General features: G+C 55.9%; 15 protein-coding genes. 10 read left to right on the top strand and 5 right to left on the bottom strand.

Going from position 1 to position 13,718, the window contains the following annotated elements; all coding sequences use genetic code 11:
- Positions 1-18: 18 nt before the first annotated feature.
- From cheW to JOE25_RS12335, 10 genes are all read left to right on the top strand, one after another.
- Positions 19-519, top strand: coding sequence for a chemotaxis protein CheW (gene cheW / locus JOE25_RS12380; RefSeq protein WP_012145706.1), 501 nt, complete (start codon positions 19-21; stop codon positions 517-519).
- 211 nt (positions 520-730) lie between these two features.
- On the top strand, positions 731-2,401 hold the full coding sequence (locus JOE25_RS12375) for a methyl-accepting chemotaxis protein (RefSeq protein ID WP_209635599.1): 1,671 nt from the start codon (positions 731-733) through the stop codon (positions 2,399-2,401).
- 85 nt (positions 2,402-2,486) lie between these two features.
- A complete protein-coding gene (locus JOE25_RS12370) occupies positions 2,487-4,112 on the top strand; it encodes a methyl-accepting chemotaxis protein (protein WP_209635597.1) in 1,626 nt (541 codons plus the stop codon).
- Positions 4,113-4,140: 28 nt separating this feature from the next.
- Positions 4,141-5,013, top strand: coding sequence for a protein-glutamate O-methyltransferase CheR (cheR, locus tag JOE25_RS12365; RefSeq protein ID WP_037418939.1), 873 nt, complete (start codon positions 4,141-4,143; stop codon positions 5,011-5,013).
- A complete protein-coding gene (locus JOE25_RS12360) occupies positions 5,013-6,062 on the top strand; it encodes a chemotaxis response regulator protein-glutamate methylesterase (protein ID WP_209635595.1) in 1,050 nt (349 codons plus the stop codon). The genes cheR and JOE25_RS12360 overlap by 1 nt, the downstream gene beginning before the upstream one ends.
- Positions 6,063-6,148: 86 nt before the next feature.
- Positions 6,149-6,538, top strand: coding sequence for a chemotaxis response regulator CheY (gene cheY / locus JOE25_RS12355; protein WP_012145701.1), 390 nt, complete (start codon positions 6,149-6,151; stop codon positions 6,536-6,538).
- A gap of 10 nt (positions 6,539-6,548) precedes the next feature.
- Positions 6,549-7,193: a protein phosphatase CheZ gene (cheZ, locus tag JOE25_RS12350; RefSeq protein ID WP_037418947.1), complete on the top strand. Its 645-nt coding sequence runs from the start codon at positions 6,549-6,551 to the stop codon at positions 7,191-7,193.
- A 174-nt stretch (positions 7,194-7,367) separates the two neighbouring features.
- On the top strand, positions 7,368-8,519 hold the full coding sequence (flhB, locus tag JOE25_RS12345) for a flagellar biosynthesis protein FlhB (protein WP_209635593.1): 1,152 nt from the start codon (positions 7,368-7,370) through the stop codon (positions 8,517-8,519).
- Positions 8,512-10,590 carry a flagellar biosynthesis protein FlhA gene (flhA, locus tag JOE25_RS12340; protein ID WP_209635591.1) on the top strand — a complete coding sequence of 693 codons (2,079 nt, stop codon included), beginning with the start codon at positions 8,512-8,514 and terminating at the stop codon, positions 10,588-10,590. The genes flhB and flhA overlap by 8 nt, the downstream gene beginning before the upstream one ends.
- Complete coding sequence (locus JOE25_RS12335; protein ID WP_209635589.1) at positions 10,590-10,994, top strand: flagellar protein FlhE; 405 nt, start codon at positions 10,590-10,592, stop codon at positions 10,992-10,994. The genes flhA and JOE25_RS12335 overlap by 1 nt, the downstream gene beginning before the upstream one ends.
- A gap of 4 nt (positions 10,995-10,998) precedes the next feature.
- Here the strand turns inward: JOE25_RS12335 and JOE25_RS12330 are convergent, their stop codons facing one another.
- The 5 genes from JOE25_RS12330 to flgA form a co-directional block, all read right to left on the bottom strand.
- Positions 10,999-11,301 carry a helix-turn-helix domain-containing protein gene (locus JOE25_RS12330; protein ID WP_209635587.1) on the bottom strand — a complete coding sequence of 101 codons (303 nt, stop codon included), beginning with the start codon at positions 11,299-11,301 and terminating at the stop codon, positions 10,999-11,001.
- A 12-nt stretch (positions 11,302-11,313) separates the two neighbouring features.
- Entirely contained in the window at positions 11,314-11,778 is a 465-nt protein-coding gene (locus JOE25_RS12325) for a type II toxin-antitoxin system RelE/ParE family toxin (protein WP_245209863.1), read from the bottom strand.
- Between the two features lie 119 nt (positions 11,779-11,897).
- Positions 11,898-12,332, bottom strand: a complete 435-nt coding sequence (gene flgN, locus JOE25_RS12320; protein ID WP_209635585.1) for a flagellar export chaperone FlgN — start codon at positions 12,330-12,332, stop codon at positions 11,898-11,900.
- Between the two features lie 56 nt (positions 12,333-12,388).
- Positions 12,389-12,715, bottom strand: a complete 327-nt coding sequence (gene flgM / locus JOE25_RS12315; RefSeq protein WP_209635583.1) for a flagellar biosynthesis anti-sigma factor FlgM — start codon at positions 12,713-12,715, stop codon at positions 12,389-12,391.
- A 190-nt stretch (positions 12,716-12,905) separates the two neighbouring features.
- The gene (gene flgA, locus JOE25_RS12310; RefSeq protein WP_209635581.1) at positions 12,906-13,559 is read right to left on the bottom strand and encodes a flagellar basal body P-ring formation chaperone FlgA; all 654 of its coding nucleotides are present in this window, start codon (positions 13,557-13,559) and stop codon (positions 12,906-12,908) included.
- Positions 13,560-13,718 lie beyond the last annotated feature (159 nt).

Genomic DNA, 13,718 nt, shown 5'->3' with positions numbered 1-13,718 from the left:
GATTTAAAGGTGAATGACATGGCAGGACTGGCAACCGTCAGCAAACTGGCTGGCGAAACGGTAGGGCAAGAGTTCCTGATTTTTACCTTGGGCAATGAGGAATATGGCATTGATATCCTCAAGGTGCAGGAAATCCGCGGTTACGATCAGGTTACGCGTATTGCCAATACGCCGGCGTTTATCAAAGGCGTGACCAATTTGCGTGGCGTGATTGTGCCGATTATCGATCTGCGCGTGAAGTTTGCTCAGCAGGACGTGTCCTATGATGAAAACACCGTCGTGATCGTACTGAACTTTGGTCAGCGCGTGGTGGGTATTGTGGTTGACGGTGTGTCTGACGTGCTGTCGTTAACGACCGAACAGATCCGCCCAGCTCCTGAGTTCGCCGTTACGCTGGCTACCGAATACCTGACTGGCCTGGGCTCATTGGGCGATCGTATGCTGATTCTGGTGGATATCGAAAAGCTGCTGAGCAGCGAAGAGATGTCCTTGGTCGACAGCGTCGCGAAAAGCGCCTGACTCGCGGATGATTATACCCGTAGGGGCGCCGCATGCTGCGCCCTGAATTTCGACGCTCGATAATGGTTCCACATACAAACGTTGCATACCACGCTCTGAACCCTACCAAAAATAGTTACCTCCCCGCATAAAGTTATTCCCCGTCGCGCCGATAACTCTGTCAATCAACGTAATCAGGGCCTGTCCGCGCGGGCGTTCAACAAGGGAAAACATGTTTAATCGTATGAAGGTGGTCACCAGCCTGTTACTGGTGCTGGTGTTATTTGGCGCCTTGCAGCTGGTTTCAGGCGGGCTATTTTTCTCCTCACTGAAGAATGATAAAGAAAACTTCACCGTATTGCAGACCATTCGTCAGCAACAGTCAGAGCTGAACGAAAGTTGGGTCAACCTGCTGCAGGCCCGTAACACCCTGAACCGTGCCGGTATCCGCCACATGATGGATACCAATAACATTGGCAGCGGTGCCACCGTTGCCGAGTTACTGGCACGGGCCAAGAGTAACCTGGTCGTCGCGGAGCAACACTATGCCGCCTATGACAAAATTCCTCTCAACGCCCGCCAGGACGCGCAAGCAGCCGAAAAACTCAAGCAGCAATACGGCATTTTGCACGGTGCACTCACCGAACTGACCGTATTGCTGGGTGAGGGCAAGATCAACGCCTTCTTTGACCAGCCGACGCAAAGCTATCAGGACGCCTTTGAGGATATCTACAACACCTATCTGGCTCAGAACGACAAGCTTTACCAGAGCGCAGTGGAAGACAGCAATAACTCCTTCAGTTTCGCCATCTGGACATTGGTGGTTGTGCTGGCGGTCGTGTTGGCAGTCATTGTGCTGGTGTGGAGCGGTATTCACCACATTCTGGTACGCCCGCTGAACCGCATGATCGAACACATCAAGATGATCGCCGCCGGCGATTTGACCCAGCAGATCGCCGTGACCAGCCGCAATGAAATGGGCGTGTTGGCCGCCAGCCTCAAGCACATGCAAAGCGAACTGATCGAGACCGTCAGCGGTGTACGCCAGGGGGCCGACGCTATTTATAGTGGCGCATCCGAAATTGCCGCCGGCAACAACGATCTCTCTTCACGCACCGAACAGCAGGCCGCCTCACTGGAAGAAACCGCTGCCAGCATGGAGCAGTTGACCGCCACGGTGAAACAGAACGCCGAGAACGCCCGCCAGGCCAGCCAACTGGCATTGAGCGCGTCCGAAACCGCGCAGAAAGGCGGGAAAGTGGTCGCCAATGTGGTGCAGACCATGCATGACATCGCCGGTAGTTCGCAGAAAATCGCTGATATTACAGGCGTGATCGACGGCATTGCCTTCCAAACCAACATTCTGGCATTGAACGCCGCGGTAGAAGCGGCACGTGCCGGTGAGCAGGGCCGTGGTTTTGCGGTCGTGGCTGGCGAAGTGCGCAATCTGGCGCAGCGCAGCGCACAGGCGGCGAAGGAAATCAAAGGCCTGATTGAAGACTCTGTCAACCGTGTTGATATGGGATCGGTACTGGTGGAAAGCGCCGGTGAAACCATGGGCGACATCGTGAATGCGGTCACTCGTGTTACCGACATCATGGGTGAGATTGCATCGGCATCCGATGAACAAAGCCGTGGTATCGATCAGGTGGGCCAGGCCGTGGCTGAAATGGATCGCGTCACACAACAGAACGCCTCGTTGGTGGAAGAGTCCGCCTCGGCAGCCGCGGCACTGGAAGAACAGGCCAGCATGTTGACGCAGTCAGTGGCGGTATTCCGCCTTAAAGCGGCAGGCCAGGACGAGTTCAAAATGCCCGTCACGAGCAAGGCAGCAGTAGCACCGGTACTCAATCATAAAAAAATGAACGCCAGCGATCCGCAGGATAACTGGGAAACGTTCTAACCGGCATTTGGGCCTCCTTCCGTCTCTGGGGGAGGCCTATTCCCCGTCGTAAGCTGGCCATCGGCCGGCTGCAAGGAGGTTCACAGTGTTTAACCGAATCCGCGTCTCTACCAGTCTGTTTCTGTTGTTGATGACTTTTTGTGTTATGCAGTTGGCCACCAGCGGCTTGTCGTATACCGCTTTCCGTTCCGATAACCATAATCTGAACCTGATCACCCTCGGTAGCCAGCAGCGCGACGCCCTTAGCTTAAGCTGGGTGTCGTTACTGCAGGCACGCAACACGCTGAACCGAGCCGGTACCCGTTCAGCGCTCAAGTTGCCGCAAGATCAGGTGAATTCACTGATGGGCAATGCGCGCAGTTCGTTGCAGAAAGCAGACCTCTATTTTAACCAGTTCCTGGCGGTGCCGCGTAATAGCGAACAGGAACAACAACTGACAGAAACCACCAAGGCAAGCTATGACCGGCTGCGCAGCGCGCTGCGGGAGCTGATCACCTTCCTGGAGAACGATAATTTGCAGGCGTTTATGGATCAGCCGACGCAGAAAACCCAGGATCTATTTGAAGCTGACTTTGTTCAGTATCTGCAGCTGGTGAACGCGAATGTCAGCGAAGCCAATGCGTCGAATCAACGCTCGTTCACCCTCTCGGGCTGGTTTGTGGCGGGTGCCGTGCTGATGTTGGTCGTGGTTACCGGCAGCGCCATGTGGTGGTTACGTAACATGCTGGTGCAGCCGCTGAATATTATGCGCAGCCATTTTGATCGCATTGCCGCCGGTGACTTGGCCACGCCGATCCAGGTGTATGGGCGTAATGAGATCAGCCAATTATTCGCCAGCCTGCAACGGATGCAACAATCACTGATTGGCACTGTGGGTGCGGTGCGCGACGGTGCCGAGTCGATCCTGATTGGCTTGCAGGAAATCTCTGAGGGTAACAACGATCTTTCTTCACGCACTGAACAGCAAGCCGCTTCGCTGGAAGAAACCGCTGCCAGCATGGAGCAGCTGACCGCCACGGTGAAACAAAACGCCGATAACGCACGTCAGGCCTCACAGTTGGCACGGGATGCGTCAACGACCGCAGCCAAGGGCGGTGAACTGGCGGGCGATGTGGTGACCACGATGCATGACATTGCCAACAGTTCTCAGAAGATTGGCGCCATTACCAGCGTTATCGACGGCATTGCCTTCCAGACCAATATTCTGGCGTTGAATGCAGCGGTAGAGGCAGCACGTGCCGGTGAGCAGGGCCGTGGTTTTGCCGTGGTCGCCGGAGAAGTGCGCAACCTGGCGCAGCGTAGTGCACAGGCGGCGAAAGAAATTAAAGGCCTGATCGACGAGTCAGTCAGCCGCGTTAAGCAAGGCTCAGTACTGGTGGAAAATTCCGGTGCCACCATGCAGGACATCGTGCGTTCGGTCACCCGGGTTACTGACATCATGGGCGAGATCGCTTCCGCGTCAGACGAACAAAGCCGCGGCATCGAACAGGTGACTCAGGCGGTAACCCAGATGGATCAGGTAACTCAACAGAACGCCGCATTGGTGGAGGAAGCGGCTTCGGCGGCGACTGCACTGGAAGATCAGGCAATTACTCTGGCTGACGCAGTATCGGTGTTCCGCTTGGCGGACGATAACTTCGCTGCCCCTGTTAACGCGAAAGACGCCGTTTCACCCGTGGTAAAGGAAGCCTCAGATTGTCAAACCGCATAAGCAGCCCGTTTTTTCTAAGTGAGATGGTATGAAACCGGCACCGTCGATTCCTCATCGTGACCCTGCGACACTACTGACGCAGATGGTGCAACGTTTGCCGTTGCTGGACGTGCATTTTCGGCGTATCAGCCAGCTGATTTATCAGCGTGCCGGCATTGTGTTGGCGGAGCACAAACGAGAGATGGTTTACAACCGTTTGGTGCGTCGCCTGCGTTTATTGGGCCTGAATGACTTTGGCGACTATCTGGCATTGCTGGAAAGCGATCCAAACAGTGCCGAATGGCAGGCATTTATCAATGCGTTGACCACCAACCTGACGGCCTTTTTCCGCGAAGCGCACCACTTCCCCATTCTGGCGGAGCATGCGCGTCAGCGGCCAAACGGCTATAGCGTGTGGAGTACTGCGGCATCGACGGGGGAAGAGCCCTATTCGATTGCGATCACCCTGAGTGATGTGCTGGGGCAACGTGCCACTGGCTGCCAGGTATGGGCCAGTGACATTGATACCCAGGTATTGGAAAAGGCCGAAGCGGGGGTATATCGACAGGAAGATTTGCGCACCCTGACGCCGACGCAGATGCAGCGTTACTTTTTGCGCGGCACCGGCCCGCATCAGGGACTGGTACGGGTACGACCTGAACTGGCGGGGCGCGTGAACTTCCAGTCACTTAACCTGTTGGCTCCCGAGTGGGCGCTGCCGGGCCAGTTTGACGCTATTTTCTGCCGCAACGTGATGATCTATTTCGATAAGGCGACACAAGAGCGCATTCTGCGCCGCTTTGTACCCTTGCTTAAACCGGGGGGCCTGATGTTTGCCGGTCACTCCGAGAACTTTAGCCAGATCAGCCGGGATTTCTACTTGCGTGGGCAGACCGTGTATGGCCTGACCAAGGAGAGGTAATGAATAAAATCAGAGTATTGTGCGTAGACGATTCGGCACTTATGCGGCAGTTGATGACCGAGATTGTCAACGGTCATTCCGACATGGAGATGGTAGCCAGTGCTCCCGATCCACTGGTTGCTCGCGATCTGATCAAAAAGTTTAATCCACAGGTGCTGACGTTAGACGTCGAAATGCCGCGTATGGATGGGCTCGATTTCCTTGAAAAACTGATGCGGCTGCGCCCGATGCCGGTGGTGATGGTGTCATCGTTGACCGGTAAAGGTTCGGAAATTACCTTGCGGGCGCTGGAGCTGGGGGCGGTTGATTTCGTGACGAAACCGCAGCTGGGTATTCGCGAAGGCATGCTGGCTTACAGCGAACTGATTGCCGAAAAAATCCGTACGGCGGCCAAGGCGCGGTTACCACAGCGCTCTAACAGCCCGGCACCGGCGATCCTCAGCCATGCCCCCTTGCTCAGCAGCGAAAAGTTAATCGCCATTGGGGCTTCTACCGGGGGAACGGAAGCCATCCGTCAGGTACTGCAACCGCTGCCGGCGACCAGCCCTGCGTTGCTGATCACTCAGCATATGCCACCGGGCTTTACCCGTTCATTTGCCGAACGGTTGAACAAGCTTTGTCAGATCACGGTGAAAGAAGCCGAAGACGGCGAACGCGTGCTGCCGGGTCATGCTTATATCGCGCCGGGTGACCGGCATATGGAGCTATCGCGCAGCGGGGCCAACTACCAGGTTAAGCTGCACGACGGCCCGGCGGTGAATCGCCATCGGCCATCGGTGGACGTGCTATTCCGCTCGGTGGCGCAGTATGCAGGGCGCAATGCGGTGGGGGTGATCCTGACCGGTATGGGTAATGACGGTGCGGCAGGGATGCTGGAAATGCACCGTGCCGGTGCCTATACGCTGGCACAGAACGAAGCCAGTTGCGTGGTCTTCGGAATGCCGCGTGAGGCAATTGCCTCGGGCGGGGTTAATGAAGTGGTGGAACTGGATCGCATGAGTCAGCGCATGCTGGCGCAAATTGCCGGTGGCCAAGCGCTGCGTATTTGATTTTATGCCCTTATTGAGAGGGCTATCGCTAATGGCTGCCGTGAGGTGGCTATTGTTTGGAATAATTTAAAAGGTTAGGAATAAAAATGGCAGACAAGAGCCTCAAGTTTCTGGTGGTGGATGACTTTTCCACTATGCGTCGTATCGTCAGAAACTTGTTGAAAGAGTTAGGATTCAATAATGTAGAAGAAGCCGAAGACGGTGCGGATGCGCTGAATAAACTGCGTGCCGGCGATTTCGATTTTGTGGTTTCCGACTGGAACATGCCCAACATGGACGGTCTGGAATTACTGCAAACTATTCGTGCTGACGGTGCGTTGGCGAGTATGCCGGTGCTGATGGTGACGGCAGAAGCCAAAAAAGAAAACATTATCGCGGCGGCTCAGGCTGGCGCCAGCGGTTACGTGGTGAAACCTTTTACGGCGGCAACGCTGGAAGAAAAGCTCAATAAGATCTTTGAAAAACTGGGCATGTAAGGAGAGGGCGATGAGAGACATTCCAATGCCTGCCAGCGATGCGGCAACCGCGGGGGAGATAATCTCCCGCATTGGCCAACTGACACGCATGTTGCGTGACAGCATGCGCGAACTGGGGCTCGATCAGGCGATCGCCCAGGCGGCAGAGGCAATCCCGGATGCACGCGATCGTCTTGATTACGTGGTCACCATGACGGCGCAGGCGGCGGAACGGGCGTTGAACTGCGTTGAGGCGGCTCAGCCGCGTCAGGCGGAGCTGGAGTCAGAGGCCAAAGCCTTAAAGGGCCGCTGGGACGACTGGTTTGCCGATCCCATTGAGTTGGACGACGCACGCGAGTTGGTGACCGACACCCGTCAGTACCTGGAACAGGTGCCAGAGCATACGGCGTTCACTAACGCCCAGTTGCTGGAAATCATGATGGCGCAAGATTTCCAGGATCTGACCGGTCAGGTGATCAAGCGCATGATGGACGTGGTGCAGGAGATTGAAAAGCAGCTGTTGATGGTGCTGATGGAAAATATTCCAGAACAGCCGGCGAAAGAGAAAAAGCCGAACGACAGCCTGCTCAATGGCCCGCAGCTCGACCAAAACGGTGCCGGCGTCATTGCCAACCAGGCGCAAGTCGACGATCTGCTCGATAGCCTCGGTTTCTAACGCGCTCAGGGACGCGGCCTGGCTGCGTCCCTGATGTTTTCAGCGACAGGATATGGCCCACTTACCTTCATCCCTCAAATAACCCGTCTTTTTCCCCGCTGTTCCGCCAATGAAATCGGCATTTTTTTGGCATGCTGACCGCAATTTTATTCCCCCCGCACAGGAAGCGCGCCCGTGGCTGAAGACAGCGATCTGGAAAAGAGCGAGGCCCCCACGCCCCACAGGGTGGAGAAGGCGCGCGAAGATGGCCAGATCCCACGCTCACGTGAACTGACATCCGTCCTGATGCTGGTGGCAGGGCTGTCGATCATCTGGGTCTCCGGCGGCAACATGGCGCAACAGCTGGCGGCAATGTTGACGCAGGGCCTGAATTTCGATCACGGCATGGTCAGCAACGACAGGCAGATGTTGCACCAATTGGGCATGCTATTGCGGCAGGCGGTGTGGGCGCTATTACCGATCATGGCGGGGCTGACGCTGGTGGCGCTCACGGCTCCTATGCTGCTGGGCGGCGTGCTGCTAAGCGGTAAATCACTCAAATTTGATTTAAAGCGCATGAACCCGCTGTCGGGGTTGAAACGGATCTTTTCCAGCCAGGTGCTGGCGGAGCTGCTGAAGGGCATCCTGAAGGCGACGTTGGTCGGGTGGATCACTGGTTTATTCTTGTGGCACAACTGGGCAGCGATGCTGCATCTGGTGACGCAACAACCGCTCGATGCATTGGGTAACGCGCTGCACATGATCATCTTTTGCGGCCTGTTGGTTGTGCTTGGGCTGACGCCAATGGTGGCGTTCGATGTGTTTTATCAGCTGTGGAGCCACTTCAAAAAGCTGAAGATGACCAAGCAGGACATCCGTGACGAGTTCAAGGAACAAGAGGGTGATCCGCACGTCAAAGGGCGCATCCGTCAGCAGCAGCGTGCCATCGCTCGCCGACGCATGATGGCGGACGTGCCCAAGGCTGACGTCATCGTCACCAACCCGACGCATTACGCTGTCGCATTGCAGTACAACGACAAAAAGATGAGCGCGCCGAAAGTGCTGGCCAAGGGGGCCGGCGAGATTGCACTGCGCATCCGCGAACTGGGTGCGGAGCACCGCATCCCTATGCTGGAAGCGCCGCCGTTAGCGCGTGCATTGTATCGGCACAGCGAGATTGGACAACACATTCCCGCTACCTTGTATGCCGCCGTGGCCGAAGTTCTGGCCTGGGTTTACCAGCTAAGACGCTGGCGGCGTGAAGGGGGATTGATCCCGAAAAAACCTGAACGTTTACCGGTGCCGGAAGCACTGGATTTTGCTGGAGAAAGTAACTCTGATGGCTAATTTAGCCGCCTTGCTTCGTTTGCCGGGCAGTTTTAAAGATACGCAGTGGCAGGTGCTGGCTGGCCCAATACTGATTCTGATGATCCTGTCGATGATGGTGTTGCCGTTGCCGGCATTTATCCTCGATCTGCTGTTCACCTTCAATATTGCCTTGTCGATCATGGTGCTGCTGGTGGCGATGTTCACCCAGCGTACGCTGGAATTCGCTGCATTCCCCACCATATTGCTGTTCTCGACCTTATTGCGCCTGTCGCTGAACGTCGCCTCGACACGAATCATCCTGATGGAAGGGCACACCGGCTCAGCCGCTGCCGGTCGCGTGGTGGAGGCCTTTGGTCACTTCCTGGTCGGCGGTAACTTCGCCATCGGTATTGTGGTGTTTATCATTTTGGTGTTAATCAACTTTATGGTTATCACCAAGGGTGCCGGGCGTATTGCCGAAGTGGGCGCCCGCTTTGTGCTGGACGGCATGCCGGGTAAGCAGATGGCGATCGACGCCGATCTCAACGCAGGGTTGATCGGTGAAGAGGATGCGAAAAAACGGCGTTCTGAAGTCACACAGGAAGCTGATTTCTACGGCTCGATGGACGGCGCCAGTAAATTTGTGCGTGGCGACGCGGTAGCCGGTTTAATGATCATGGTGTTGAACGTGGTCGGTGGCCTGTTGGTCGGCGTACTTCAGCACGGGATGGAGCTGGGCACTGCAGCAGAAACTTACACCTTGCTGACTATCGGTGACGGCCTGGTTGCGCAGATCCCCGCATTGGTTATCTCCACTGCCGCGGGTGTTATCGTCACCCGTGTGGCCACCGATCAGGACGTTGGCGAGCAGATGGTTGGCCAACTGTTCAACAACCCACGCGTCATGTTACTCAGTGCGGCTGTGCTGGGTTTGCTGGGGCTGGTCCCGGGAATGCCGAACCTGGTCTTCCTGCTGTTCACCGCAGGCCTGTTAGGGCTAGCCTGGTGGCTGCGCGGGCGCGATCAGCAAGCGCCGAAGGTGCAAGACGTGCCGGTAGCGCAGGACAATCCGCAGGCGGTGGAAGCCAGTTGGTCAGACGTACAGCTGGAAGATCCTTTGGGTATGGAGGTCGGTTACCGCCTGATCCCGATGGTGGATTTCCAGCAGAACGGCGAGCTGCTCGGCCGTATCCGCGGTATCCGTAAAAAGTTTGCCCAGGAAATGGGGTACCTGCCGCCGGTCGTGCATATACGCGATAACCTGGAATTGCCCCCTGCGAGCTACCGTATCCTGATGAAAGGGGTCGAAATAGGCAGTGGTGAAGCGCAGCCGGGACGTTGGTTGGCCATCAACCCAGGCAACGCCGTGGGTGAGCTGGCCGGAGACAAAACCACCGATCCTGCCTTTGGCCTGGAAGCCGTATGGATTGATAGTGCGCTGCGCGAACAGGCGCAGATCCAGGGCTTTACCGTGGTTGAGGCCAGTACCGTGGTAGCCACCCACCTTAATCATTTGATTGGTCAGTTCGCCAGCGAGCTGTTTGGTCGACAGGAAACGCAGCAACTGTTGGATCGTGTCGCCCAGGATATCCCTAAACTGACCGAAGATTTTGTGCCCGGTGTGGTGTCGCTGACTACGTTGCATAAGGTGTTGCAGAACCTGCTGGCTGAACGGGTTTCGATCCGCGATATGCGTACCATTATTGAAACCTTGGCGGAGCATGCGCCGTCGCAAACCGATCCTTATGAGTTGACGACCGTGGTACGCGTTGCATTGGGACGGGCGATAACCCAGCAGTGGTTCCCGGGCAATGGTGAAATTCAAGTTATTGGTTTGGATACTCAACTTGAGCGCTTGTTATTGCAGGCGCTGCAGGGCGGTGGAGGGCTCGAGCCGGGGCTGGCAGATCGTTTACTGGAACAGGCCAGGCAGGCGCTCCAGCGACAGGAAATGCTCAGTGCCCCGCCGGTACTGTTGGTGAACCACGCACTGCGGGCGCTGCTGGCACGCTTCCTGCGCCGCAGTCTGCCGCAGATTGTGGTGCTGTCAAATCTGGAAATTAATGACGATCGACAAATCCGTATGACGTCCACGATAGGGGCAGCTTAATGAAACGGCTTTTGGCGCTGATTTGCCTGCTGGCGCCGATGAGCGTACAGGCGATATCCGGTTCCTGGGTGGCCGACAGTGTCGGTGCCACGCTGGAGTACGGGGGGGAGCGGGGGGAATCGCCAGGGCTACGTGCGCCTAATGCGTTACCGGACGGGAATGCGCGTATCACCAGCGTCAGTTGGCGCTACCAACTGCTGGCTGGCGAACCGGCGGGTATGCAAGCACAGCTCTGCACCTTAACCCGCTGTATTGTGCTGGGCGGCGGCAGCGGTAGCAGCAGCGGGTTACAGGGCGAACCGGCCAACGCCGAGCTGCGCTTTGTTTATTACGTGCAGGCGCGCGGTAGCCTAAACCCGCCACTGCGCGTGATAAGCAATCAGGTGATTGTTAATTACGAATGACGGATTAGGCAAGGATTGCCAGCCCGTTGTGTTCGACCAGCGAAAGTAGCTTCATTGCGGCGGAATTTGGAACAGCCTCACCGCGCTCCCATTTTTGCACCGCTTTTTTGCTGACGTTCAGGTGCAAGGCAAACACCGGTTGACTGACGTTTTCGCGCTCGCGCAGGGCGCGGATGTCGGCAGCGGTGTACTGTTTTACCGGGCGTAAACACAGCATGTTGAAGGTTCGCATAGTGACATCGTCAACAAAACCCGACTGATGCAGTTCCTGAACCTCTTGATGGATCTCAGCAAGGATTTTGCTCATAGGTCAGTCTCCTCAACTTCTTGTCATTAACCAACGGATAAAGCCTGAAGGGCGAGAAATCCAGATAGAGTGCAGCCAGACACTGCAACCCGGCGAGCTCATCATTAGCGATATTGTTCTTTTCATTTTTTTGGCAAACCCCCGCATGAAAAACAGGTGTTCTTCCTCCCGAAAAGCGATAAGCACTCGGTAACCGCCGCGTTTTCCACCCCCGGCTCTGGCAACGCGTTTTGTATACACGCAACTGCCCAAATTGGCATCGTACAGTTTGTTTTGTATTTCACGAGCGGCCTTAATCACCGTAGCGTCGCTGATACGTTCATGAGCGGCGAATGCCTGAAACGTTTTGGTGAGATAAATATCGGCTATCCATCCTCCCTGTGAAATTATACCCTTTAAGGGTATAGATAAAGTAATTTGAAAACCAACACAGGGTGAGGGAAGGCGTTGGGAAGGTAAAAGTCCAAATGCCGGCATTGCGCAGCACTCTGCAAATAAAAAGCGGCTAATAAGATAGGGTGATAATAAGAGTGCGAGTGCGATCGCAATAGAAGCAGAGCACCCGGTTGAAGGGCAACCGGGTGGCATCTCGTAGGTCAAACGCCGATTTTTCGGCCTAGCAGGCTGGTGTTGCGTGACTGGCCATCCGGGCCGTAAAGCGATTTATTTTGCTTGCCGAGGATCGCCAACGCCTGAGTGTTGTGATCGATCTGCTGATTGAGCAACATGCCGTTATGCTGGTTTTTATCGCGCAGCTGTTGGCTGAGCCTCTGTACGTGTTGCCATGCCTCTGCCAGGGGCGGATGTGCAGAATAAGGGGCCTGCTGCCCTTGTGCACTTTCCTGGCGTAGCCGTTGCTGTTCCAAATAGTTTACCGTGGCCAATAACTGGCTCTTCGCGTCGGTCGCGCGTTGCAACGCCACACCCGGTAATTGGCCTGAGCAGAGCAAATCATGTTCTTCCGTCAGCACTGTATCCAGCGCATTCAGGGTTTCCAGCAGCTTATTGATCAATTGCGCCAGATTATCCATTGCAAATAGTCACCTTTCAAAGAGTCCCTGAGTCTTAATCTGGCGGCAATGCCTGATTAAGCCTCTGGCGTTGGGCTGCCGTTTGACATCCACTGCGCGTCGTTTTGCACGTCTTGCAGCAGCGCATCGGCAATTTTGCCCGCATCCATTTTCAGCTCGCCGTTACGGATCGCCTGTTTAATGGCATCCACTCGGTTCATATCAATATCTTGCGTGCCCGGTTGCATTAATCGCGCTTGCGCGTCGCTCAATTTAACCTGGGTGCCGCTGACGGTGCTTTCTGTCTGTGCGGCCTTGCGCGGCTGAAGTGGATTTTCAGCTGGCGTTTCACGCGGTTGCACCGTCGGAACGGGGTGCAGCCGTTGGGTGCGATCGATACTCATGGTCAATCTCCATCGTTGCCGTCGCCGCGCAGGCAATGGCTGATATTTTTTTGCGGCCCTGGCGGCCAATAAAATACTGCTTATGTTTTTCTTATCGGCAGGTTTTAAGAAACCTTTATACCCGTCATGCTTGAAGTTGCATCTTTGTTGACTGCATTGAGACAACGCCCATGATCTTGGGGAGACATTTTTATAATGTGATGCGGATAGTGCCGTCGTCACCGGCAATACCACTGACAATTTGCCCGGAAGCCATGCGAACGCGGATGCTGTCTTCAGCGGCAGCATTGTTCATCGCCTTGCCCGAACCCGTGATATTAAATCCGCTTCCTTGTGCCGTCACCTGAACTGACTGACCGGCCTTGATCACCCAGGCCCGGCGTAACATCGCGAAGGTCAGCGGTTGGCCAGGGCTGATATTCCGCAGGCTGATGGCCCCGAGGGCCTTGCCGGGTTCGCTCAATGTCCGTGGCGGCAGTGTGTCGAGCCGCCCACTTTTCAGCGTGATGTCCGCCGCCGTGAGCTGGCGACCTGCACTGATGCCGCGCGCCGACACCAGGTATTTCCCGATCACCTGAACCTGCGTCTGGATAAAACGCCGTTCCTGCCCACAGCGTGCCGAGACGCTGATATTACCCCATCGGCGCGCACTCTGCGGCAGAGAAAGCTGCGGAAATTCGCACTGTGGCCACTGGGATGGTGGCGTGCGCACCAGCACCTTGACCTGCACCGGACTGCCACTGAACTGGCTGCTGATGAAGCGATCGATCTGCACCGCCAGATCGTCGGCGTGCGCGTTCATGCTGAACATCAGCAGGGTAAACAGCCGCATTTTACCTTTCATCATCGCTTCCTCAATAGCCATCAGGGTGCGCGTAAGTGTACCCGGACTGCGCGCAGGCTAAGCAGATAAATAGCGACGCATTTTGCTCTTATTCCCACGATAGGCTGGCGGAAGGGACGTTTATGCTGTCGGCTCCAAATTCTAACCTCGCGGAGGGAG

This window comes from Serratia sp. PL17 (genome assembly GCF_017832355.1).
Taxonomy (GTDB): Bacteria; Pseudomonadota; Gammaproteobacteria; order Enterobacterales; family Enterobacteriaceae; genus Serratia.
The sequence above is the reverse complement of the archived record's forward strand: the minus strand, read 5'-3'. Positions and strand labels throughout refer to the sequence as shown.

What these genes read in the sequence shown, in the direction of transcription:
- JOE25_RS12360 (WP_209635595.1), top strand. Translation starts at nt 5,013, where the DNA reads ATGAATAAAATCAGAGTATTGTGCGTAGACGATTCGGCACTTATGCGG.
- JOE25_RS12330 (WP_209635587.1), bottom strand. Translation starts at nt 11,301, where the DNA reads ATGAGCAAAATCCTTGCTGAGATCCATCAAGAGGTTCAGGAACTGCAT.
- cheZ (WP_037418947.1), top strand. Translation starts at nt 6,549, where the DNA reads ATGAGAGACATTCCAATGCCTGCCAGCGATGCGGCAACCGCGGGGGAG.
- flgM (WP_209635583.1), bottom strand. Translation starts at nt 12,715, where the DNA reads ATGAGTATCGATCGCACCCAACGGCTGCACCCCGTTCCGACGGTGCAA.
- flgN (WP_209635585.1), bottom strand. Translation starts at nt 12,332, where the DNA reads ATGGATAATCTGGCGCAATTGATCAATAAGCTGCTGGAAACCCTGAAT.
- JOE25_RS12335 (WP_209635589.1), top strand. Translation starts at nt 10,590, where the DNA reads ATGAAACGGCTTTTGGCGCTGATTTGCCTGCTGGCGCCGATGAGCGTA.
- flgA (WP_209635581.1), bottom strand. Translation starts at nt 13,559, where the DNA reads ATGAAAGGTAAAATGCGGCTGTTTACCCTGCTGATGTTCAGCATGAAC.
- JOE25_RS12325 (WP_245209863.1), bottom strand. Translation starts at nt 11,778, where the DNA reads ATGCCGGCATTTGGACTTTTACCTTCCCAACGCCTTCCCTCACCCTGT.
- cheW (WP_012145706.1), top strand. Translation starts at nt 19, where the DNA reads ATGGCAGGACTGGCAACCGTCAGCAAACTGGCTGGCGAAACGGTAGGG.
- cheR (WP_037418939.1), top strand. Translation starts at nt 4,141, where the DNA reads ATGAAACCGGCACCGTCGATTCCTCATCGTGACCCTGCGACACTACTG.
- flhA (WP_209635591.1), top strand. Translation starts at nt 8,512, where the DNA reads ATGGCTAATTTAGCCGCCTTGCTTCGTTTGCCGGGCAGTTTTAAAGAT.
- cheY (WP_012145701.1), top strand. Translation starts at nt 6,149, where the DNA reads ATGGCAGACAAGAGCCTCAAGTTTCTGGTGGTGGATGACTTTTCCACT.
- JOE25_RS12375 (WP_209635599.1), top strand. Translation starts at nt 731, where the DNA reads ATGTTTAATCGTATGAAGGTGGTCACCAGCCTGTTACTGGTGCTGGTG.